The organism is Williamsia sp., from assembly GCF_036566845.1.
Classification (GTDB): domain Bacteria; phylum Actinomycetota; class Actinomycetes; order Mycobacteriales; family Mycobacteriaceae; genus Williamsia.
In genome coordinates, this window is sequence record NZ_DATCVM010000270.1 from 31,011 (window position 1) to 51,206 (window position 20,196).

The 20,196-nt window shown below is 64.8% G+C and carries 17 protein-coding genes and 1 pseudogene; 11 read left to right on the forward strand and 7 right to left on the reverse strand.

The features are described from left to right. The first annotated feature begins 28 nt into the window (after nucleotides 1-28). The gene (locus VIQ49_RS25935; RefSeq protein WP_331889519.1) at nucleotides 29-2,821 is read left to right on the forward strand and encodes a cation-translocating P-type ATPase; all 2,793 of its coding nucleotides are present in this window, start codon (nucleotides 29-31) and stop codon (nucleotides 2,819-2,821) included. A 66-nt stretch (nucleotides 2,822-2,887) separates the two neighbouring features. Here VIQ49_RS25935 and VIQ49_RS25940 read toward each other — a convergent pair. Continuing rightward, nucleotides 2,888-3,669, reverse strand: a pseudogene (locus VIQ49_RS25940) (TauD/TfdA dioxygenase family protein). A gap of 164 nt (nucleotides 3,670-3,833) precedes the next feature. Between VIQ49_RS25940 and VIQ49_RS25945 the strand changes: the two are divergent. Continuing rightward, entirely contained in the window at nucleotides 3,834-4,469 is a 636-nt protein-coding gene (locus VIQ49_RS25945; RefSeq protein WP_331889521.1) for a TetR family transcriptional regulator, read from the forward strand. 121 nt (nucleotides 4,470-4,590) lie between these two features. After that, on the forward strand, nucleotides 4,591-5,874 hold the full coding sequence (locus VIQ49_RS25950) for a competence/damage-inducible protein A (RefSeq protein WP_331889523.1): 1,284 nt from the start codon (nucleotides 4,591-4,593) through the stop codon (nucleotides 5,872-5,874). Between the two features lie 34 nt (nucleotides 5,875-5,908). Here VIQ49_RS25950 and VIQ49_RS25955 read toward each other — a convergent pair whose 3' ends face one another. After that, a complete protein-coding gene (locus VIQ49_RS25955) occupies nucleotides 5,909-6,478 on the reverse strand; it encodes a DinB family protein (protein ID WP_331889525.1) in 570 nt (189 codons plus the stop codon). 246 nt (nucleotides 6,479-6,724) lie between these two features. Between VIQ49_RS25955 and VIQ49_RS25960 the strand changes: the two genes are divergently transcribed. Next, nucleotides 6,725-8,962, forward strand: a complete 2,238-nt coding sequence (locus VIQ49_RS25960) for an NADP-dependent isocitrate dehydrogenase (RefSeq protein WP_331889527.1) — start codon at nucleotides 6,725-6,727, stop codon at nucleotides 8,960-8,962. Nucleotides 8,963-9,092: 130 nt separating this feature from the next. Here VIQ49_RS25960 and VIQ49_RS25965 read toward each other — a convergent pair whose 3' ends face one another. Both VIQ49_RS25965 and VIQ49_RS25970 read right to left on the reverse strand, forming a co-directional pair. Then, nucleotides 9,093-11,093: an aconitate hydratase gene (locus tag VIQ49_RS25965; protein WP_331889529.1), complete on the reverse strand. Its 2,001-nt coding sequence runs from the start codon at nucleotides 11,091-11,093 to the stop codon at nucleotides 9,093-9,095. A 170-nt stretch (nucleotides 11,094-11,263) separates the two neighbouring features. Beyond that, nucleotides 11,264-11,680: an EthD domain-containing protein gene (locus VIQ49_RS25970; protein WP_331889531.1), complete on the reverse strand. Its 417-nt coding sequence runs from the start codon at nucleotides 11,678-11,680 to the stop codon at nucleotides 11,264-11,266. Between VIQ49_RS25970 and VIQ49_RS25975 the strand changes: the two genes are divergently transcribed. Together VIQ49_RS25975 and VIQ49_RS25980 are read left to right on the forward strand one after the other, a co-directional pair. Further along, on the forward strand, nucleotides 11,670-12,011 hold the full coding sequence (locus VIQ49_RS25975; protein WP_331889533.1) for a hypothetical protein: 342 nt from the start codon (nucleotides 11,670-11,672) through the stop codon (nucleotides 12,009-12,011). The two genes, VIQ49_RS25970 and VIQ49_RS25975, sit on opposite strands and share 11 nt — an antisense overlap. Nucleotides 12,012-12,139: 128 nt before the next feature. Beyond that, complete coding sequence (locus tag VIQ49_RS25980) at nucleotides 12,140-13,183, forward strand: NAD-dependent epimerase/dehydratase family protein (RefSeq protein WP_331889535.1); 1,044 nt, start codon at nucleotides 12,140-12,142, stop codon at nucleotides 13,181-13,183. On the opposite strand, the gene VIQ49_RS25985 is transcribed toward VIQ49_RS25980, so the two are convergent. Genes VIQ49_RS25985 through VIQ49_RS25995 form a run of 3 tightly spaced genes read right to left on the reverse strand, consistent with a single transcriptional unit; the run spans nucleotide 13,134 to nucleotide 16,260 of the window. Further along, nucleotides 13,134-14,231, reverse strand: a complete 1,098-nt coding sequence (locus VIQ49_RS25985; protein ID WP_331889537.1) for a HAMP domain-containing sensor histidine kinase — start codon at nucleotides 14,229-14,231, stop codon at nucleotides 13,134-13,136. The genes VIQ49_RS25980 and VIQ49_RS25985 overlap by 50 nt on opposite strands. Further along, nucleotides 14,231-14,917 carry a response regulator transcription factor gene (locus VIQ49_RS25990; protein ID WP_331889539.1) on the reverse strand — a complete coding sequence of 229 codons (687 nt, stop codon included), beginning with the start codon at nucleotides 14,915-14,917 and terminating at the stop codon, nucleotides 14,231-14,233. The genes VIQ49_RS25985 and VIQ49_RS25990 overlap by 1 nt, the downstream gene beginning before the upstream one ends. 32 nt (nucleotides 14,918-14,949) lie before the next feature. After that, the gene (locus VIQ49_RS25995; RefSeq protein ID WP_414731723.1) at nucleotides 14,950-16,260 is read right to left on the reverse strand and encodes a hypothetical protein; all 1,311 of its coding nucleotides are present in this window, start codon (nucleotides 16,258-16,260) and stop codon (nucleotides 14,950-14,952) included. Nucleotides 16,261-16,429: 169 nt separating this feature from the next. Here VIQ49_RS25995 and VIQ49_RS26000 point away from each other — a divergent pair, with 169 nt between their 5' ends. From VIQ49_RS26000 to VIQ49_RS26020, 5 genes are read left to right on the forward strand one after another with little or no spacing between them, the layout of a single operon-like run. Continuing rightward, entirely contained in the window at nucleotides 16,430-17,143 is a 714-nt protein-coding gene (locus VIQ49_RS26000; protein WP_331889543.1) for a glycosyltransferase family 2 protein, read from the forward strand. Next, entirely contained in the window at nucleotides 17,113-17,793 is a 681-nt protein-coding gene (locus VIQ49_RS26005; RefSeq protein ID WP_331889545.1) for a TIGR04282 family arsenosugar biosynthesis glycosyltransferase, read from the forward strand. Before VIQ49_RS26000 ends, VIQ49_RS26005 begins: the two co-directional genes overlap by 31 nt. Next, a complete protein-coding gene (locus tag VIQ49_RS26010; RefSeq protein WP_331889547.1) occupies nucleotides 17,790-18,455 on the forward strand; it encodes a class I SAM-dependent methyltransferase in 666 nt (221 codons plus the stop codon). The genes VIQ49_RS26005 and VIQ49_RS26010 overlap by 4 nt, the downstream gene beginning before the upstream one ends. Before the next feature lie 22 nt (nucleotides 18,456-18,477). Continuing rightward, on the forward strand, nucleotides 18,478-19,653 hold the full coding sequence (locus tag VIQ49_RS26015; RefSeq protein WP_331889549.1) for a molybdopterin-dependent oxidoreductase: 1,176 nt from the start codon (nucleotides 18,478-18,480) through the stop codon (nucleotides 19,651-19,653). Next, the gene (locus tag VIQ49_RS26020; protein WP_331889551.1) at nucleotides 19,650-20,063 is read left to right on the forward strand and encodes a hypothetical protein; all 414 of its coding nucleotides are present in this window, start codon (nucleotides 19,650-19,652) and stop codon (nucleotides 20,061-20,063) included. The genes VIQ49_RS26015 and VIQ49_RS26020 overlap by 4 nt, the downstream gene beginning before the upstream one ends. The last annotated feature ends 133 nt before the right edge of the window (nucleotides 20,064-20,196 follow it).

A 20,196-nucleotide genomic window follows, 5' to 3' on the forward strand; every position in this document is an offset into this window, starting at 1 on the left:
TCCGTGGCCGCGAAAGGACATGCCGTCGATGACAACGATCGAACCCACGCCTGATGGTTCTCATATCCGACGCATCGCCGGGCAGGTGACCACCGACTGGTATGCCCAGAACAGCGATTCCGTGGTGTCCGCGCTGGCCTCCGATCGACAACTCGGTCTGCGGGTCGGCGAGGTCGAGGAACGCCGGCGACGCTACGGCCCCAACGAAATAGCATCCGAACCCGCACCGTCGCTGTGGTCGATAGCGCTCCAGCAGCTCAAGGACCCGATGAACCTGATGCTGGTCGCGGTGGCCGTGGTCAGCATCGTGATCGACGAGATCCCGACGGCGCTTGTGGTGGCAGTCCTCGTCGGGCTCAACATCGTGCTGGGCACACGGCAGGAGATGAAGGCACGCGCCAGCGTGGACGCATTGGCGAAGATGCAGACACCTCAGGCCCGGGTCATCCGCGACGCCACACTGATCCAGCTCGACGCCACCGAACTGGTGCCGGGCGACATCGTGCAACTCGAGGCAGGCGACATCGTGCCCGCCGATGGCCGGTTGCTCGCGACGGCCACCCTGGAGACACAGGAGGCAGCCCTGACGGGTGAGAGCGCGCCCGTCGCGAAGGATCCCGAAACGATTGCCGGGGCAGAGGTCTCCCTCGGCGACCGCAGCAACATGGTCTTCCAGAACACCTCCGTCACCCGTGGGACGGCCACCATCGTGGTCACGGAGACGGGTATGCACACCCAGATGGGCCAGATCGCATCGATGCTCTCGGCGGTTGCGCCGAGCAAATCTCCGCTCCAGCGCGAATTGGACTCGCTCACCAAACTTCTCGGCATCATCGCATGGGTGGCGGTCGCGATCATCGTGGTCATCGGGGTGATTCGCGGTCAAGACGTGACAACGCTTCTGCTGCTGGGGATTTCGATGGGCGTCTCCGCGATACCCACCGGTCTGCCGACGTTTGTCCAAGCGATGCTTGCCTACGGTGCGAAGCAACTGGCCGAGGCGAAGGCCATCGTGAAGAACCTCACCGATGTCGAAACGCTCGGCGCCACCAGTGTGATCAACTCGGACAAGACCGGCACACTGACGATGAACCAGATGACCGTCCGGTCGCTGTACTTCCACGGTCGCTGGTACCTCGTCGAGGGTGAAGGATACGCGAAGTCCGGGAAGATCACCCAGGTCGCGGGCGAAGAAATCCCCGACTTCACGTTGCTCGCATACGGTTTGTGCCTCGACAGCGACGCGACCGTCTCGGCCACCGGAGACGTGGTCGGCGACCCGACCGAGGCCGCACTCGTGGTGCTCGCGGCGAAGGTCGGCGTCGATGCCCCACTGACCCGGCGGACCTATCCGCGCGTCGCCGCGGTTCCGTTCGACTCCGCATACAAGTTCATGGCGACGTTCCACAACGTCCCGGTCGACGGGACCACCGAGTTCGTGGAATTGGTCAAGGGCGGACCCGACGTGGTCCTGGCCCGCTGCACCTCCGCGTTCCTGCCGGGACGGCAACTGGTCCCCATCGAACAGGTCATGGAGGAGCTGACCGAAGCGAATCGGAGCATGTCCGAGAAGGGACTTCGGGTCCTGGCGTTCGCGGTCCGGCGCCTCGAGGGACACGAGCAGGCCGTTCATGCCGACCCCATGTCGTTTGTGGAGGACCTCACCTTCGTCGGCATGGTCGGCATCATCGACCCGCTCCGGCCCGAAGCCATCGAGTCGGTGCGCATCGCCCATCAGGCCGGTATCGACGTCCGGATGATCACCGGTGATCATGCGATCACCGCGTCGGCCATCGGCGCCGAGCTCGGACTCGGACCCGGCGCGATCAGCGGTGCGGAACTGCAGGCCATGTCCGACGACGATCTGTCTGCGGCCCTTCCGAACCTGCATGTGTTCGGCCGGGTCACGCCACAGGACAAATTGCGTCTGGCCGACGTCATGCAGCGGGGCGGTGACGTCGTCGCGATGACCGGAGACGCCGTCAATGATGCTGCCGCGCTGAAGAAAGCCGACATCGGCGTCGCGATGGGTTCGGGTAGCGAGGTGACCAAACAGGCCGGAAAGATGGTCCTAACCGACGACAACTTCGGCACTCTCATCACCGCGATCCGCCTGGGCCGCAACATTTACGAGAAGATCGTGTCGTACATCCGCTACCAGATGTCGAAACTGTTCTCGCTCGTGATCCTGTTCCTCGTCGCCAGCATCTTCAACATCAACGACGGTGTCGCGCTCACCCCACTGATGGTGCTCTTCCAGCACTTCTTCATCACATTGTTCCCGGTCGCCGTCATCATGGTCGATCCGCCGTCGCCGGGTCTGATGAACAAACCACCGCGCGACCCGAAGATGCCGATCGCCAATCGGCCGGCGCTGGTGCAGTGGCTGGCATACGGCATCCTGCAGTTCGCGGTCACGCTCGCCGCGATGCTCCTCGCCCCCGGTGAGATGAGTTCGACCGAGGCGAACGTCCCGATGACAACCGCGTTCGTGGTCATGTCGATCGGATCGATCTTCGCCGGCCTCGTGATGCGGCGAGACCCGGAATCCGGTCTTGTACAACCGGTTCTCGGTGCGCTGAAGATCCTGTCGGTCCCGATCATCGTGACGGTGTTCGCGGTCCAGGCCGGAGTCCTTCAAGACCTCCTGATGACAACGTCGTTGACCGGCGGCCAGTGGCTCGCGTGCATCGGCTGGTCACTGATCATCCCGGTCGTGGTCGAAGTCGAGAAGGTCGTGCGGCGGCGACGCACCCTGATCTCGTCGCCACCGGCCCCGATGACCGCCCCGGCCACTGTCGACCCCCTGCGAGCTCGGTGATCGTCCACCTGACCCGCATGAGGTGATAGCAACAATCCACTTGATCTGGTGGCTTTGGGGCAATGGCTACCCGGCGACGAATCCTGGGAGACGCTGCGTGTCCTCCACGACCGAGAAGTGCGATGCGTCGCCCTTGATGACGCGGCTGGACTTGCCATGGACGTCGACGGGGATGTCGCCGGCCAGCGTCACGCGGTGCACGCTCCGGGCCTGGTTGCCGTAGTCGGAGATGCCGTAGTGCTGTGTCGAACGGTTGTCCCAGATCGCCAGGTCACCCTTCTCCCATGCCCAGCGAACGGTGTTCTCGAGCTTGGTGATCCGGGTCTGAAGCAGCTGGAAGAGCGCGGTCGTCTCTGATGGCTTGAGACCGACGAACTCCTTGACGAAATGGCCGAGCAGTAGCGTCTTCGCCCCGGTTTCGGGGTGCACGCGGACCACCGGATGTTCGGTTTCGTAGATCTCGCGGGTGAACTCCCCGTAGTTCGCTGCACCGTTGGCGGAGGTATTGGTTTTCTGGTAGGCCTCCGCGTAGTCGTACGCATTGGTGTGAACGGCCCGCAGGTTCTCGACGAGATGGACCAGAGAGCCCGGGAGCTGGTTGTAGGCCGCTGTCGTCGACGCCCAGGTGGTCGCGCCGCCGTACTCGGGGATGGTGGTGGCACGAAGGATCGATGCCTTCGGGATGCGATCGATGAAGGTCACGCCGAGAGATCGCCCGAGAGGCGGACACCCTCGATTCGGGCACCGATGTGTTCGCCCACTTTGTGCACGGTGATCCCACCGGCAGCGTAGATTTCCTCGGCGCTCACGCCTGCGGCGCGCTGATCGAACTCCGCTACTGCGGTCATGATTGGTCCTTTCCTGGTTGCCTTCCGAAGACGAACCTAATGCCACTCCATTAATTTGGCCTCGTATAGACTCCCATTGCGTCCATCTATTGAATTGCCGCAATCGACTTGGTAATGACGGGCAGAGGTGTCAGATCGGACCGCCGCGACGCTAGGTTTGTCCGGTGGCCACCAGTAGAGCGCGGTACGCGTCGGGCGAACTGACCAGAACCAGGTTGATCGAGAGCGCCGAGCGTCTGTTCGCCGAGCGTGGGTACAACGCCGTATCCCTCAACGACATTCGCCAGGCCGCCGATCAACACAACGCCTCGGCGATCAGCTATCACTTCGGATCCAAGGCCAATCTCCTGCAAGCCGTCTTCGAACATCGGCTGCCGTCGATCAACGCCGACCGAAACGAGGTTGTAGCCACGCTGTACCGGGACGCAACGCCCCCGACAACCCGCGCGGCGCTCTGGGCAACGGTGCGACCCCTGGCCAACACCCTTGGCGGCGGCAATCACTACGTGGGTGTTCTCGACCAGCTGCTGACGGCCGGCCTGTTGACCGAGCACTTCATGGCCATCGACGCGAGCGTCAACGAGAGCGGCCGCGTGGTGGTCGAGGCACTGCGAACGTCGGTTGCACATCTGCCCCCGGAGGCGGCCGAGTTGCGCCTCGAACTCGTGTTCAAGAGCATGCTGCGCCATCTCGCCGACCTCGGGCGCAAGGGGCTGGCTCCGACAACTGCAGAGCTGACCGCCGCGATCGACGCCTGGGAAGGGCTGCTGCTCGCCCCCGTTTCATCACCAGGAGTCTGACCGCAGCCCGTCGGCTATGACGGGAGCCAGGCCCCGTGCAGCCCGCGGGCAACCGGATGGGCAGCGTGACGGTGGCGATCGGGCCTGAACCCGGCTGCCACCCACCACTAAGCTCGGCTGCATGACAGTGCGGGCGGGTGTGGTTGTGACCGGAACCGAAGTTCTCAGCGGTCGGATCACCGATCGGAACGGTCCATGGGTCGCCCAGCGTCTCCTCGACCTGGGTGTGGACATCGCACACATCACCGTCTGCGGCGATCGCCCCGACGACCTGACCGCCCAGCTCCGGTTCCTCGCCGATCAGCACGTCGACCTCATCGTCACCACCGGGGGTCTCGGTCCGACTGCCGACGATCTCACCGTCGCGACGGTTGCCGACTTCTGCGGCCGCGAGCTCCATCTCGACGCCGCCCTCGAAGTACACATCGGCGGCATCATCGCGCGCTGGCGCGGACGGGTGTCCGCCGACCCCGACCCCGCGCCCCTGCAAGCGGGCATACGGAAGCAAGCGATGGTTCCCGAAGGCGCTCAATCGATTCCGCCGACGGGAACCGCGCCGGGCGTGGCGATTGCGGCCGGGCAGCTGCCTGCGATCCTGGTGCTGCCGGGACCACCGGGCGAACTGCAAGCAATGTGGCCCGCAGCCCTCGAGACCGCGGCGGTGGCCGCCGTGATGGCCCGTCGATCGGTGTTCGGGCAGTCGACCATCCGTGCGTACGGCCTCTCCGAAGCCGATCTCGCCGCGACGTTGCGCCGAGCAGAACAACAGATCGCCGGGTTCGCAGCCCTGGAGATCACCACCTGCCTGCAGCTCGGAGAACTTGAGATGGTGACCCGGTATCCCGAGTCGTCAGCCGACGCCTACCACCGGCTCGCGGCGTTGGTCACGGAACATCATGGCGCTCAGATCTTCTCGACTGACGGCTCGACCATCGACGACCTGATCGCCGGCAGGCTGACCGGCCGCCGGATCGCCACAGCCGAATCGTGCACCGGGGGCAAGATCGCCGCCCGCCTCACCGACCGCGCCGGATCGTCGGCGTACCTCGTCGGCGCCGTCGTGGCCTACGCCAACGAACTGAAGATCGGCCTACTCGATGTCCCGGCGGACCTGATCGCCGAGCACGGCGCGGTCAGCGAAGAGGTGGCCGCACGGATGGCAGAAGGGGCGGTCGGCCGCCTCGGCGCCGATACCGCGGTGTCCACCACCGGGATCGCGGGCCCCGGCGGTGGCACCGACCTCAAACCGGTGGGCACCGTGTGCTTCGCCGTCGCGATCGCGGGTCGCCCGACGGTGACACGGACGCGTCGGCTGCCCGGCGACCGGGCGAACATCCGCGCCCTCGCCGTCACCTATGCCATGCACATGCTCGCCGAGACACTGACCGCACCGAACCCGGCCTAGCCGCGTCGCGGACCTCGGGTGACCCACCACCGGATCACTTGGCCCAGTCGTCGACCCAGTCCGATCCTTCCGAGATCGCGGCCATCGTGCTCTGCCCGTCCAGGGCCTCGCGGATGATGTCCGCGTGCCCGCAGTGGTGGGCCGTCTCCCGCAGCAGATGCAACGCCATCTTGCGGACCGACCACCATTCCCGCTCGGGCTGCCAAGGCGCCGTCGGCTGCGGGATCTGCTCGTCGAGGCTGCCGACGTCCGCGATCACCCGGTCGTAGTCCGCGGTGGCACGGTCGTATTCGTCGAGCCAGTATTCGAGTGTCTCGTCGTCGCCGAGTACGTAGGCGCCGGCAGCCTCACTCATGTCGAACTCGGCATTCTCATCGCGCTCGAGAATCGTCTTCGCGTTGCCGCGCTCGCCCTGGGCGAGGTGTTTGATGAGTCCGCCGATTGTGAGTTCGCTAATTGTGCCCCGGGCGCGGGCCTGATCTTCGCTGAGGTTGCGAGCGGTGACCTTCAGCAGCGCTCGCTGATCCGCGAGCAGCGTGAGAATGTCGGCCTTTTCGCCGGTGACAGGGACGGAGAGGGCAACGGGAGTGTAGGTGCCGGCCATGATGTGTCCTTTCGGGGCTGATGATCAACAACGCGAACGCTAGGCGGAATCGAGGACAGTTCCGGTCCTAATAGCGATGTCGTGAGCAAAAAAGGTGATCCGAGCGGAAGGTGGCACGCACTGTGACACAGACCACCCGAGCGCTCGGTTGCCGGTTGCCACGCAGCAGGATGGGGTCGACTGCGATACTGGTGTCGCAGAAGCAACCCACAAAGTTGCGCGACGGAATTGGAGACGAAGCGAAAAATGAACGCGAAGCAGCCGACCATCATTTACACACTTACCGACGAGGCACCAATGCTTGCGACACATGCATTCTTGCCGGTCGTGCGTGCATTCGCCGGTGCGGCAGACATCAATGTCGAATCAAGTGACATCTCCGTGGCCAGCCGCATCCTTGCAGAGTTTCCCGACTACCTCACCGAGGACCAGCGCGTCCCGGACAATCTCGCCGAGCTGGGCCGTCTGACGCAACTTCCCGAGACCAACATCATCAAGCTCCCGAACATCAGCGCGTCGGTTCCCCAGCTCCTGGCGGCCATCAAGGAACTCCAGGCCAAGGGCTACAAGCTCCCCGATTACCCCGGGAACCCGAAGACCGACGAAGAAGTCGCGATCCGCGATCGGTACACCAAGTGCCTCGGCAGCGCAGTGAACCCTGTACTCCGCGAAGGAAACTCAGATCGGCGCGCCCCCAAGGCCGTCAAGGAATTCGCGCGCAAGCATCCGCACAGCATGACCGAGTGGTCGATGGCCTCGCGGACCCACGTCGCGCACATGCGGGAGGGCGACTTCTACCACGGCGAGAAGTCGATGACCGTCGAGGGCGACCGCGACGTGAAGATGGAACTGCTGACCAAGAGCGGCGAGACGATCGTCCTCAAGCCCAAGGTGTCGCTGAACGACGGCGACGTCATCGACAGCATGTTCATGAGCAAGAAGGCTCTGATCGAGTTCTACGAAGAGCAGATGGAGGACGCCTACAAGACCGGCGTCATGTTCTCGCTCCACGTGAAGGCGACGATGATGCGGGTCTCTCACCCGATCGTCTTCGGACACGCTGTCCGCGTCTTCTACAAGGACGCCTTCGAAAAGCACGGCGAGCTGTTCGACGAACTGGGCGTCAACGTCAACAACGGTTTGTCCGACCTCTACAGCAAGATCGATTCGCTGCCCGCCTCGAAGCGCGAAGAGATCGTCGACGATCTGCACAAGTGCCACGAGCATCGTCCGGAACTCGCCATGGTCGACTCGGCGCGCGGCATCTCGAACTTCCACTCGCCCAGCGACGTGATCGTGGACGCATCGATGCCCGCGATGATCCGTGCCGGCGGCAAGATGTGGGGCCCCGACGGACGGCCCAAGGACACGAAGGCCGTCAACCCCGAATCGACCTTCTCTCGCATCTACCAGGAGATCGTCAACTTCTGTAAGACAAACGGCCAGTTCGACCCGACCACCATGGGCACCGTCCCCAACGTCGGCCTGATGGCACAGAAGGCCGAGGAGTACGGCTCCCATGACAAGACCTTCGAGATCGCCGAAGACGGCGTCGCCAACATCACCGACCTGGCCACCGGTGAGGTCCTGCTGTCGCAGGACGTGGAAGCGGGCGACATCTTCCGCCTGTGCATCGTCAAGGACGCCCCGATCCGCGACTGGGTCAAGCTGGCAGTGGAACGGACCCGCGATTCCGGTATGCCGGTCATCTTCTGGCTCGACCCGTACCGTCCGCACGAGAACGAGTTGATCAAGAAGGTCAAGACGTACCTCGAGGACCATGACACAGAGGGCCTCGACATCCAGATCATGTCGCAGGTACGCGCCATGCGATACACCCTCGAGCGCGTCGTGCGCGGGCTGGACACGATCTCCGCGACCGGCAACATCCTCCGCGACTACCTCACGGACCTGTTCCCCATCCTCGAACTGGGCACCAGCGCCAAGATGCTGTCGGTCGTGCCGTTGATGGCCGGCGGCGGCTTGTACGAGACCGGTGCCGGAGGTTCGGCACCCAAGCACGTCAAGCAGTTGCTGGAAGAGAATCACCTGCGGTGGGATTCGCTCGGAGAGTTCCTCGCCCTGGCCGTCAGCCTGGAAGACCTGGGCAAGAAGACCGGTGATCAGCGGACGACGATCCTGGCGAAGACGCTCGATGCCGCCACCGGACAGTTGCTCGAGAACAGCAAGGGTCCCTCACGCACGACCGGTGAGCTCGACAACCGCGGAAGCCAGTTCTATCTCGCCCTGTATTGGGCGCAGGAGCTCGCCGCCCAGACCGAGGACAAGGATCTGGCCGAACACTTTGCGCCGCTGGCAGAAACGTTGTCGAAGAACGAGGACGCCATCGTCTCCGAACTCAACAACGCACAGGGCAAGCCCGTCGAGATCGGCGGGTACTACCTGCCGGACTCCGAGGCCGCAGACACGGTGATGCGTCCGAGCAAGACGTTCAACGACGCCTTGTCCTCGGCGTCGAAGTAGAAACCCCGCACGTCCTGACAACTGCCGTCCGACCGAACTCCTCATCCGGAGCCCGGTCGGACGGCTTTGTCATCACCTGATCCAGGCGGCGGTCCACGGCGGGCACGTGGACATCGCACGATCAGCTGATCTAGCCACCGTCCTGCAAAACCGTCTCGCTGGCCTCTTGTATGTCCGAGTCCTTTTCACCGGCCAGCCGCGGGATGAGGCCGCCGGCAAGCACATCTGTGATCTGCCGCCCGGACAACCGGTGACGCACGCGAAATGACCTCTCCTTGGTGAGATTGCGAATCGTCATCGCATCACCGTCCTCGATCAGGTCGCGGAGGTGTTCGACTGCGAGGACGTCGTCCCGATCGATGCCGTCGTAGTCGGCCGGATCGTCGAACTCGACGGCGAGCACCCCGAAGTTGGCGAGGTTCTGCCAGTGGATCCGGGCGTACGACTTGGCGATCACCATCCGCAGACCGAGGTATCGGGGCGCGATCGCAGCGTGCTCCCGAGACGAGCCCTGACCGTAGTTGTCGCCTCCGACGATGATGTGGCCGGCGTCGCCGTTCTGTTGTGCCCGTTCGGGGTACGTCTCGTCGACGCGGGTGAAGCTGAACATCGCAAGCTTCGGGATGTTCGACCGGAACGGCAATGCCCGCGCGCCGGCAGGTGAGATCTCATCGGTCGAGATGTTGTCGCCGACCTTCAGCATCACCCGGGACTCGAGGCGGTCGGGTAGGTCGTCGAGATCGGGCAGGCTCGAGATGTTGGGGCCTTTTGCAGGCACCACCTGCGCTGCGTCATCCGCACCGAGCGGGGGCACCAGCATCTGGGTGTTGGACGAATGCTGTTGTGGCAGATCGAGGGCGGGATAGTCCATGCCGACGTCCGAGGCCCAGTCCCGGGGATCGGTGATCGCCCCGGTCAGTGCGGACGCGGCCGCGGTTTCCGGAGAGCACAGCCAGACCGAGTCTTCTTTGGTTCCCGACCGCCCGGGAAAGTTACGCGGCATGGTGCGTAGCGAGTTGCGGCCGGTCGCGGGCGCCTGTCCCATCCCGATACATCCCATGCACCCCGCCTGATGGATTCGGGCGCCGGCGATGAGAAGTTCTGCGGTTGCACCCATTTTGGTCAGGTCGGTGAGGATCTCGCGAGATGTCGGGTTGATGTCGAAGCTGACCTGCGGCGCGGTCTGCCGACCGGCGACCATCGCGGCGGCAATCGCGAAGTCGCGAAGACCGGGGTTGGCACTCGAACCGATCACGACTTGCGACACGTCCTTTCCCGCAACCTCACGAACGGGCACCACGTTGCCGGGCGACGACGGCTTGGCGATCAAAGGTTCCAGCTGCGACAGTTCGATCGACTCCTCGAGGTCGTAGCTCGCGCCGTCATCGGCCGACAACTCGATCCAGTCGTCCTCCCTGCCTTCTGCGCGAAGAAACTCCCGGACCGCGTCATCACTCGGGAAAACACTTGTGGTGGCGCCGAGTTCGGCCCCCATGTTGGCGATGACGTGGCGATCCATCGCCGTCAGCCCGGCCAGCCCCGGTCCGTGGTATTCGATGATCCGATTCACCGCGCCCTTGACATCGTGGCGCCGCAGCATCTCCAAGATGACGTCCTTGGCCGAACACCACTGCGGCAGTTCCCCATCCAAGTGCACACCCCAGATCTCCGGCATCCGGACGTTGAGGGGGTGGCCCGCGATGGCCAATGCTACTTCGAGGCCGCCGACCCCGATCGCGAGCATCCCCAGCGAACCCGCAGCGGGAGTGTGGGAATCGGACCCCACCATCGTCTTACCCGGCACACCGAACCGCTGCATGTGCGTCGGATGGGAGACACCATTGCCGGGTTTGGAATACCACAGACCGAAACGCTCGCACGCGGTCCTCAGATACTCGTGGTCCTCGGCGTTCTTTTCGTCGGTCTGCAGCAGATTGTGATCGACGTATTGGACACTGATCTCGGAGCGCGCCCGATCCAACTCGAGCGCCTCCAGTTCCTGCATCACCAGCGTCCCGGTGGCGTCCTGCGTCAGGGTCTGGTCGATGCGGATCGCAATCTCTTCGCCCACATCCATCGACCCGGATTCCAGATGCGACTCGATCAGTTTGCGAGCGACATTTGACGGCATGCGCAACTCCTCGGGCGTAGACCGCGCCCTGCGCAAACACCGACGTCAATGCCGAGTGGTGGGCAAAAGCCGACACCGGTAGGCCGCTGTTCTCGACCCGAGTTCACCTGACACGATCGCTTTGCACTCGGACACGTCAAGTGTCCCAGCCGACGCCGGATCATGCCAGCTCAGCTCGTGATGTCCGCCCAACGACGCAACGGCGGCTTGGGTGCGGTGAGGTCTTCTTCGAGGGACTCGGTGGTCACCGACCAGGAGTTCACCTGGTCGAACCACAGTGCCTCGTCTTCTTTGATCAGGTCCAGGTTCTCCACCGCGATGCGGATCATCTCATCGGCCGCCGCGGCGTCGCGCAGAATGTATTCCGAGATCGCGTCGTAGTGGAGTTCGGCCGGCCCGCCGGCCCAACCCGTGGCCGACTCCGCGAAGCGATGCCCCTCGACGAGGTAGGTGCGGCGGTAGCTCGTCCAGAGATGGCCAAACAGGTTGACGGCGATTCGAGAATGGCTCTTCTCGTACCCTTCGCGGAACTGCTCGGGCGTCAGGCCAGCCTTGCGCTTGGCCATGATCAGCATCGTGATCGGCATGTGCGTCCTCTCGGTTTTGGGTGGACGCTACCGCCAACTCATCCCGAACAACCGGCAGACGATGAATCTGCAGAACTTCACCATGAACACACCAGACCCCGAGTACCGGCGCGTCATTCGGCACGAGGCAGGCCATACGCTCGGTTTCCCGCACCAACACATGCGCTGGGCCTTGGTCAACCGCATCGACCCGGCAAAGGCCTACGAGTACTTTGCTCGGACCATCGGTGACGTGCTCCGATTCGCCGCCACCGGTGGATATCTGCCGCCTCAGTCGAACTCATCGGCATCCTCACCGATGGCGTCGTGGGAACCGACGGGACCGTACTGAGTCCGATGGGTACCCCCAACACGGTCCTGTTCCGCGCGACCACGCCCGACGGACGGCGCATGACGAATCTGTGACGGCGAGGCCGCGGGCCCTTCAGGGACCCGGTGCGGTGGGGCAGGCTGGGTCATATGGCCCACGTACTGCTCACCGGCGCTGCCGGATTCATCGGATCGCACATCACGTCCGCGCTGACCGCCGGCGGCCACGAGGTGGTCGCCGTCGACGGCATGGTGCCCGCCGCACACGGACCAGGTGCCATCGCACCCGAGGGGGTGCAGCTGGCCGATCTGCGGGCCTCGTCGCTCACGGAAATGCTGGACGGCGTCGACGTGGTCTGCCATCAGGCCGCCCGCGTCGGTGCCGGTGTCGATGCTCGCGACGCCCCCGACTACGCCGCCGACAACGACCTCGTCACCGCTCGGCTGCTGGCTGCGATGTTCGAAACCCGCTGTCGTCGCCTCGTACTCGCGTCATCGATGGTTGTCTACGGGGACGGCACCTATCGCGATCGGTCCGGGCAGATCGTGGACCCGCCGCCCCGTCGTGCCGTCGATCTCGAGGCCCGCAGATTCGAGCGATACCTGCCCGGCGGGGAGCCCGCGGAGTGGGCGCTGACGCCCGAGGATGCTCCGCTGGCCCCTCGCAGCTATTACGCCGCCAGCAAGGCGGCGCAGGAATCCTATTGCAGAGCCTGGTCGCTCGAGACCGGTGGCGCCGTGACAGCGCTGCGCTACCACAACGTGTACGGCCCGCACATGCCCAGGGATACGCCCTACGCCGGCGTCGCGGCCATCTTCCGGTCGCAACTCGAAGCCCGGCAGGCACCCACGGTGTTCGAGGACGGCGGCCAGATGCGGGACTTCGTCCACGTGACCGACGTCGCCGCCGCCAATGTCGCCGCCATCGAGCGACTGGCTTCCGGCAGCGAGGAAGCGCACGAATTCGAGGCCTTCAACATCTGCTCAGGACAACCGATTTCGATCAAACAGGTTGCGGAATCGCTCACCGACGGTATCTCCGGCCCGGCGCCGGTGACCACCGGACGTTACCGGCCCGGAGATGTCCGGCACATCGTCGCCGACCCTGCCCGAGCCGCTGCCACCCTCGGCTTCCGGGCCACGATCATGCCCGAGCGCGGCCTTCGCGAGTTCGCGACCGCGCCGCTGCGTTAGTGCCGGCGATCGTCGGAACATGGGGTCCACCGGGAACCGGCAGATGCACCTCGAACCGGCTGCCGGGCGCCCTGTTCGACACCGTGATATGTCCCCCGTGCGCCGAGACGAGACCTTCGGCGATGGCCAGGCCCAGGCCCGAACCGGAAGGAAGACCGTTGTTGTCCCGCGGTGTCCGCGACGACGTACCGCGGTAGGCGATTTCGAAGATGCGGGCGAACTCGTGCTCGGCGATACCCGGACCCGCATCGTCGACGCGCAAATATGCGTATGAATCCGCGTGGCCCGCCTCGACATCCACCGGACAGCCATCGGGTGTATGCGCGATCGCGTTGATGACGAGGTTGGTCAGCACCCGGGACACCGCTCTGCTGTCCGCGTCGACCGTCACCGGCGAGTCCGGCAGGACCGGCCGCAGAACGACATCAGCGCGTTCGGCGGCGGCCGCACAGCCGGCAATCACCTCGTCGACCACCTCCCGCAGATCCAGGTTCTCGAGTTCGAGACGTACCGCGCCCGCGTTGATCTTGGACATCTCGAACAAGTCGTCGACCATGCCCGACAAGCGGACTGCGTCGCGATCGATCTGCCGGGCGAACGCCGACACGTCCACGGTGTCGGAAACCACCCCATCCGCGAGGGCCTCGGTCATCGCGCGGATGTCGGCAAGCGGGGTGCGAAGGTCGTGACTGACCCAGGCGATCAGCTCGCGCCGTGACTGTTCGGCCGCCCGCTCCTGCTCACGCGCCTGACGCTCCCAGACTGTGCGCCGGGCCTGGAATCGGCCGAGCAGCACTGCGGCAGGGATGGCGATGATCGCCACCGAGGCGAGGACCGTTGCCGTCCGTTTGAGGTCGTCGGTGAACATGTAGCCGCTGACCCCGATCACCCCCGCAAGAATGGCCAACGGCGGGATCAGCACCAGGATCACGGTGCTCATCACCAAAGACAACCGTCCGAGTCCCAGCAGCAGACACGTCCCGAGCAAGACCACCGGCCCCGACCATAGCAGCGAGAGGCCGACGATCTGTGGAATGTCCGTGGGCATCAGATCACCTCGTCCGTTGGCGATTCAGAGACCCAGCGGTATCCCTGCCCCCACACGGTTTCCAGTGAGGGGCAGTCACCCAACTTTGCCCGCAACCGCTTGACGTGCACTGTCACGGTCGACAAGTCGCCGAACGACCAACCCCAGACCTGGGTGAGCAACTGTTCGCGGCTGAACACCACGTCCTTGTGGCACAGAAAGAACCGCAAGAGATCGAACTCTCGTTTCGTGGTGTTGACCGTCTGGCCGGCGACCGTGACGCTTCGCGCCTCCACATCCATCGCCACGATGCCGTCAGAAAGGTCCATGGCTGCTGCGACCCCCGACCAGGTGGCGGCGCTTCGGCGCAACACGGACTGCACTCGCAGCGCCAGCTCACGGGGACTGAACGGTTTGGTGACGTAGTCATCAGCGCCGGCCGCCAAACCGACCAGCCGGTCCTCTTCTTCCCCGAGCGCGGTCAGCACGATGACCGGCATCCCGGCGTAAGGCCCACCCCGAATGTCGGTGAGCACCTCGATTCCGCTGCGCCCCGGCATCATCACGTCGAGGATCGCGAGATCCACATGGTGGTTCTCGAGGTATTCGAGCGCCGCGTCACCGGCCCCCACCAAAATCACCTGCAACCCATCGCGTTCGAGGTAGCGACGCACCACGTCGCTGACGATCGGATCGTCATCGGCCATCAGAACTCGCACCCCATCAGCAAACATGGCTTCTACCAATAGGTCCAGACGAGATGGTTGATGAGTAGCGCCGTGATGGCCTGACCGGCCAGCCAGGACCGCTGCGACCGGCGAGGCAACAACGCCGTCGCGACAAGTAGCCACACGCTGAACGGCAGCCAGATTCGTTCGACCTCGGCTTTGCTGAGCGCACTGAGGTCCGCGATGATCATCGCCAGCAGACCTGCCAACGACAGCAGCACCACGGCCTCGCGACGGCGGATCCGGCCGGGCCGCAGCGCGCGTCCGAGTCCTACCGCGGCCGCCGGCCCGACCGCACACAGCGCTGAGGCGAAGTTGGCCCAGCCCCAGTACGAGAACGGCCGCCGGGTCGCGACGCCCTGGTAATACCGTTCGACCACCAGGTGGTACCCGTCGAGCCACCAGAAGCCGAAGGCGGCGAAAATCCCCACCACGGCCAATGCTGCCGGCACGGCGTAGAGAATCGGCCGGTATGACCGGGCGATGACCACGACCGCGATCGCGACCACACCGATCAGAATGAGACCGTAATTGAGGAAGATCGCGAACCCCAAGACGAGACCGCTCCCGACACCGGCGAGCACAGCGCGCTTCCCGGTGGTGGTCGCAGCGACGGCCAGCAGTGCGATCCCCCAGGCGGCGACACCCATGTAGTAACCGTCGGCGGAAACACCCATCCAGACCGCACCCGGTGTGAGCGCGACGAAGGGTGCGATCCGCCGGGCCGTCGCCTCGTCGGCCAGACGTGCGGTGGTGATCAACAATGCCCCGGCAGCGCTGCAGCCGATCGCCACGACCCAGACCGCTGCCCACGCGCCACCACCGAGCCCGACACGATCGAGTACGACAAACGTCAGCAACGATCCCGGCGGATGCCCGGAGACGTGCGTTGTCCACGAATCGGGCTGAAAGTCCAGGATCCGGCCGGAGAACTCGTCGAGCATCCTGGTGATGCTCGAAACTCCGGGCACCTCGGCAAGATACTCGTCCGGCCTGATCAAGCGGCCCGCGAAGCCTCGATCCCAGCCGTCGATCATGGCCAATGAGAACGTCCAGGCAAGGCAGGTCACCATGCTGGTGACCATGACGAGCCGCCAAGACAATCGCGCCGCAAGCGTCGGGCCGTAGGCGATGACGGTGATGGCGATGAGAACGGCGGCCGCGGTACCGAATCCGGCATGCGGGTCGTACTCGCCGAACAGCGGGGGTGCGAGCGCAAAGATGTTGATCCGCCACTCGACATCACCGACGATCGGCGCGACCACCGCAGCGGCCAGCAAAGCCGTTGCCGTCAGCAGAGATACAAGATCTCCGAGGCTCATCGATCGCCCGTGTCCCGAGGTGTCGGTCTCGGGGACTGTGTCGAGGGTTTCGGTCACAAGTCCAACGTAGGCGCCCTCTCCACGCCGATGTCGACTTCTCCGCAGACGTCACTTTTCCGTCACCGGATTCTGCTGGCCTTGTCGGGCGAGCGCCCATAGCGTCGAAGACATGGGCAATCCGGGCAAGTCGTCGATCAGTGCCACTGTGGTGATCCCATGCCGCGACGAAGCCGAGTCGTTGCCTGCTCTCATTCGCGCACTGCCCCCAGACCTTCACCCTCTCGTGGTCGACAACGGCAGCACCGACGGGACCGCCGAGGTGGCGACGGAGCTGGGTTGTACCGTTGTGCACCAACCGATTCCCGGCTACGGATCGGCCGTCAACTCCGGAGTGGAAGCGTGCGACACCGAGATCGTCTGCACCATCGACGGCGACGGTTCGATGGACCCCGACGATCTCACACGGCTGGTCGCCGCGGTTGCCGCCGGCGCGGACCTCGCCGTCGGCAGGCGACGGCCCGTCAATCATCAAGCCTGGCCGCTACATTCTCGCCTCGGAACGCAGTGGATCGCGCGCCGCCTGCGAAGGCGCCATCGCGTACCGATTCATGACATCGGCCCGATGCGGGCCGCACGACGCAATCGGCTGCTCGCCCTGGGGATCACCGATCAACGCTTCGGCTATCCGGTGGAACTCCTCGTTCGGGCGGGTGATGCGGGTTGGCAGATAACAGAATTGGACATCACCTACCGGCCGAGGTCGGGCGGTAGATCAAAGGTGTCGGGATCACTGAAGGGAACGTTGCTGGCCACTCGCGACTTCCTGTCCGTACTCCGAGAGATGGAGGAGCGTTGCACATCGACACGCCCCAGGCAATCCTGATCGTCGCCAAGGCCCCGGTTCCCGGACAGGTGAAAACCCGTCTCACAGCCGAGTTCTCCGCGATCGAGGCGGCCGAACTGGCCGCGGCCGCACTGCTCGACACCCTCGACACCGCGTTGTCGGTCCGGTCGGCTCCGGTGGTCGTGGCGATGACGGGCCGACTCGACGACGCCGTCTGCAGCGCGGAGATCCGCAGCCGACTGCGTCATGTCACAGTGATCACGCAACACGGAAACACTTTCGGCGAGCGACTTCAGAACGCACATCGTGACACCGACCAAGTGATCCACGGAGCCGTCTTCCAGGTCGGGATGGACACCCCACAGATCACCGCCGAGCAGTTGCGGGCGGCGCTGGCAACACTGTCCGACACGGATTCGGCTCTCGGCCCGGCCACCGATGGCGGCTGGTGGGGGCTGGGGCTTCACGGCGCACGCGGCGCCGGCACACTCTGCAGCATTCCGATGTCGTCCGCCGACACCGGCGCCGCGACTCGGGCGGCTCTGGAGGACAGTGGGCTTTCGGTGGCCGAGCTACCCGAACTGTCCGACGTCGATCGGCCGGAGGACATCGCCGGCGTCGCCCGTCAGTGCGCACGCGAGAGCAGGTTCGCAGCCAGGGCGGCGGCATTGACCGGGCGGTCGGTATGACCGTCGCCGACGAATCTTCCGGTACCCGGTACTTCGACTGCGCCGTCTCGGAAGGCATTGCAGGCGAACGGACATGGCTTCGCCAGGCGGACGGGACCCGGGATCGACTGCGCGTCGATCGTTGGCTCGGCACCAGCCTCGCCGACGGCGACTCCGAGTTCGACAGCCGCGTGGCCGACAAGTGTTGCGGGCCCACAGTCGATCTCGGATGCGGACCGGGTCGTCTCGTGCATCGCTTGATGGGCAAGGGGATCGCAGCCTTGGGTGTCGATCACAGCGATCAGGCCGTGGCGATGACGCGTGCCAGGGGCGGAGTCGCCATTCGGCGCAGCCTCTTCGATCGCCTACCGGGCGAAGGGCGATGGCGGCACGTCCTGTTGCTCGACGGGAACATCGGAATCGGAGGTGACCCCGACCGCGTCGCCAGACGAGCGTACGAACTGGTCGCGACGGGAGGGTCCGTCATCGTCGAGATCGACAGCGGGCTCACCGGACTGTGGCGGGGTGCCGCCCGAGTGGAAACAAGGTCCACCCACGGCGAATGGTTCCCCTGGGCACGTGTGGGGATCGAGTACGCAATCGAACTCGCAGACAAGGCCGGTCTGAACCATCACCACGAGAAGATCTGTGGCCGTGTATTGATGGAGCTCACCGGGCGATGACCACCGGATTTCGGGTGAGAACATGAACGACGCCGCTGCGAACACGAACAGCGACAACGGGTTACGCAGCCCCCGGTTGATCGCCCGGGTAGGAATGCTGCTCGGGATCTGTATCACGGTGTGCTTCGCGACCGGTCTGCTCAGCCACTGGATCCAGCACCCGCCCGGGTGGTTCTACTGGCCATCTCGTCCGGCGTGGCTGTATCAAGTGACTCAGGGCCTGCACGTGATCACCGGCGTGGTGGCCATCCCACTGCTGCTCGTCAAACTGCAACTGGTCTATCCCAAGCTCTTTGCCCGCCCGATCGTCGGTACGCCCGCCCGCGCTGTGGAGCGGGCCTCGATCGCCGTGCTGGTGAGTTCGACGATCTTTCAGCTCCTCACCGGGCTGCTCAACACCGCTCAGTGGTATCCGTGGAAGTTCTTCTTCACCACGACCCACTACTCCATGTCATTTCTCGTCGTGGCATCCGTGCTCGTCCACATCGCCGTCAAACTACCGATCATCCAGCGCGCACTGGGCAGCCCCCTCGAAGCCACCGGCCCGATCGACAACACGCCCGAACCGTCGGCCCCCTCCGCAACCACAGCGCCCCCGCCCGAACGCGAGACGATCTCGCGGCGCACGGTCTTTCGGGGCACCGTGGCGGTCTGCGTTCTCTCGGCGCTGGCGTTCGCCGGGCAGACCGTACCGTTCCTGCGCTGGTTGGCATTTCTCGCGCCGCGATCGGGTGAAGGCCCGCAAGGTGTTCCGATCAACCGAACCGCGGCGGCCGCCGGCGTCCTGGAGACCGCCCGTGACCCCGGGTACCGGTTGACCGTCAGCACCGGGTCCGTCACCAAGGAGCTGACGATCGGCCAATTGAGGGCGATGCCCCAGCACGGCAGTGAACTCCCGATCGCCTGCGTGGAGGGCTGGAGTGCCCAGGGCGAATGGCACGGCGTTCGGGTGCGCGATCTGGTTGCTCTCGTCGGCGGCAACCGCGAGCACGATGTCCGCTTCATCTCCCTCGAGGCCGGCTTGTACGGAGTCAGCACATTGCCGGCGAACATCGCCGACGACCCGCTCTCACTCATCGCGCTCGACCTGCACGGTGAACCTTTGTCCATCGACCACGGCTACCCGTGCCGGCTCATCGCCCCGAACCGGCCCGGGGTCCTCCAGACCAAGTGGCTGGCCCGAATCGAGATCCGATGACACTACGAATCATTCGGCTGGTCCTGATCCTCGCGGCTCTGGCATCGGGTTGGTACGGACTCTCGCTGCTCTGGGACATGCCGCGCGCGGATCAGCTCTCCATCGTGTTCTGGCTCGCGGGCGGCCTCATCGCCCACGACGCACTCTTCGCCCCGGCGTGCATCGCACTCGGATTCGCCGCGAAAAAGATACTCCCACAACGGTGGTGGGCACCGGTCTTGATCGCCGCATCAGCAAGTCTGATCGTGCTGATCCTGTCGCTACCGGTGATCCTGCCGCGTTCGGAAGACGAATACCCCTCGAATGCCACCATCCTCGACCGGCCCTACGGCGTCGGGGTTCTCATCGCACTGGCCATCATCTGGTTCCTGGCAACGGTTCTCGTCGTCCAACGACGCCACCGATCGTAGATGTAGTCGACGGTACATCGGTTTCCACAGAAATGAACCTGCAGATCGCTGCCCGAAAGTGCAGAGACTGATCTACCCGACCCCGCGCTGCCTTACGTACCAGAACCGCGACCTGACTCCTGAGATTCGAGTA

Excerpts from the sequence above, each read along its gene's own strand:
- VIQ49_RS25935 (WP_331889519.1), top strand. The coding sequence starts at position 29 with ATGACAACGATCGAACCCACGCCTGATGGTTCTCATATCCGACGCATC.
- VIQ49_RS25950 (WP_331889523.1), top strand. The coding sequence starts at position 4,591 with ATGACAGTGCGGGCGGGTGTGGTTGTGACCGGAACCGAAGTTCTCAGC.
- VIQ49_RS25955 (WP_331889525.1), bottom strand. The coding sequence starts at position 6,478 with ATGGCCGGCACCTACACTCCCGTTGCCCTCTCCGTCCCTGTCACCGGC.
- VIQ49_RS25960 (WP_331889527.1), top strand. The coding sequence starts at position 6,725 with ATGAACGCGAAGCAGCCGACCATCATTTACACACTTACCGACGAGGCA.
- VIQ49_RS25965 (WP_331889529.1), bottom strand. The coding sequence starts at position 11,093 with ATGCCGTCAAATGTCGCTCGCAAACTGATCGAGTCGCATCTGGAATCC.
- VIQ49_RS25970 (WP_331889531.1), bottom strand. The coding sequence starts at position 11,680 with ATGCCGATCACGATGCTGATCATGGCCAAGCGCAAGGCTGGCCTGACG.
- VIQ49_RS25980 (WP_331889535.1), top strand. The coding sequence starts at position 12,140 with ATGGCCCACGTACTGCTCACCGGCGCTGCCGGATTCATCGGATCGCAC.
- VIQ49_RS25985 (WP_331889537.1), bottom strand. The coding sequence starts at position 14,231 with ATGCCCACGGACATTCCACAGATCGTCGGCCTCTCGCTGCTATGGTCG.
- VIQ49_RS25990 (WP_331889539.1), bottom strand. The coding sequence starts at position 14,917 with ATGGCCGATGACGATCCGATCGTCAGCGACGTGGTGCGTCGCTACCTC.
- VIQ49_RS25995 (WP_414731723.1), bottom strand. The coding sequence starts at position 16,260 with ATGAGCCTCGGAGATCTTGTATCTCTGCTGACGGCAACGGCTTTGCTG.
- VIQ49_RS26000 (WP_331889543.1), top strand. The coding sequence starts at position 16,430 with ATGGGCAATCCGGGCAAGTCGTCGATCAGTGCCACTGTGGTGATCCCA.
- VIQ49_RS26010 (WP_331889547.1), top strand. The coding sequence starts at position 17,790 with ATGACCGTCGCCGACGAATCTTCCGGTACCCGGTACTTCGACTGCGCC.
- VIQ49_RS26015 (WP_331889549.1), top strand. The coding sequence starts at position 18,478 with ATGAACGACGCCGCTGCGAACACGAACAGCGACAACGGGTTACGCAGC.
- VIQ49_RS26020 (WP_331889551.1), top strand. The coding sequence starts at position 19,650 with ATGACACTACGAATCATTCGGCTGGTCCTGATCCTCGCGGCTCTGGCA.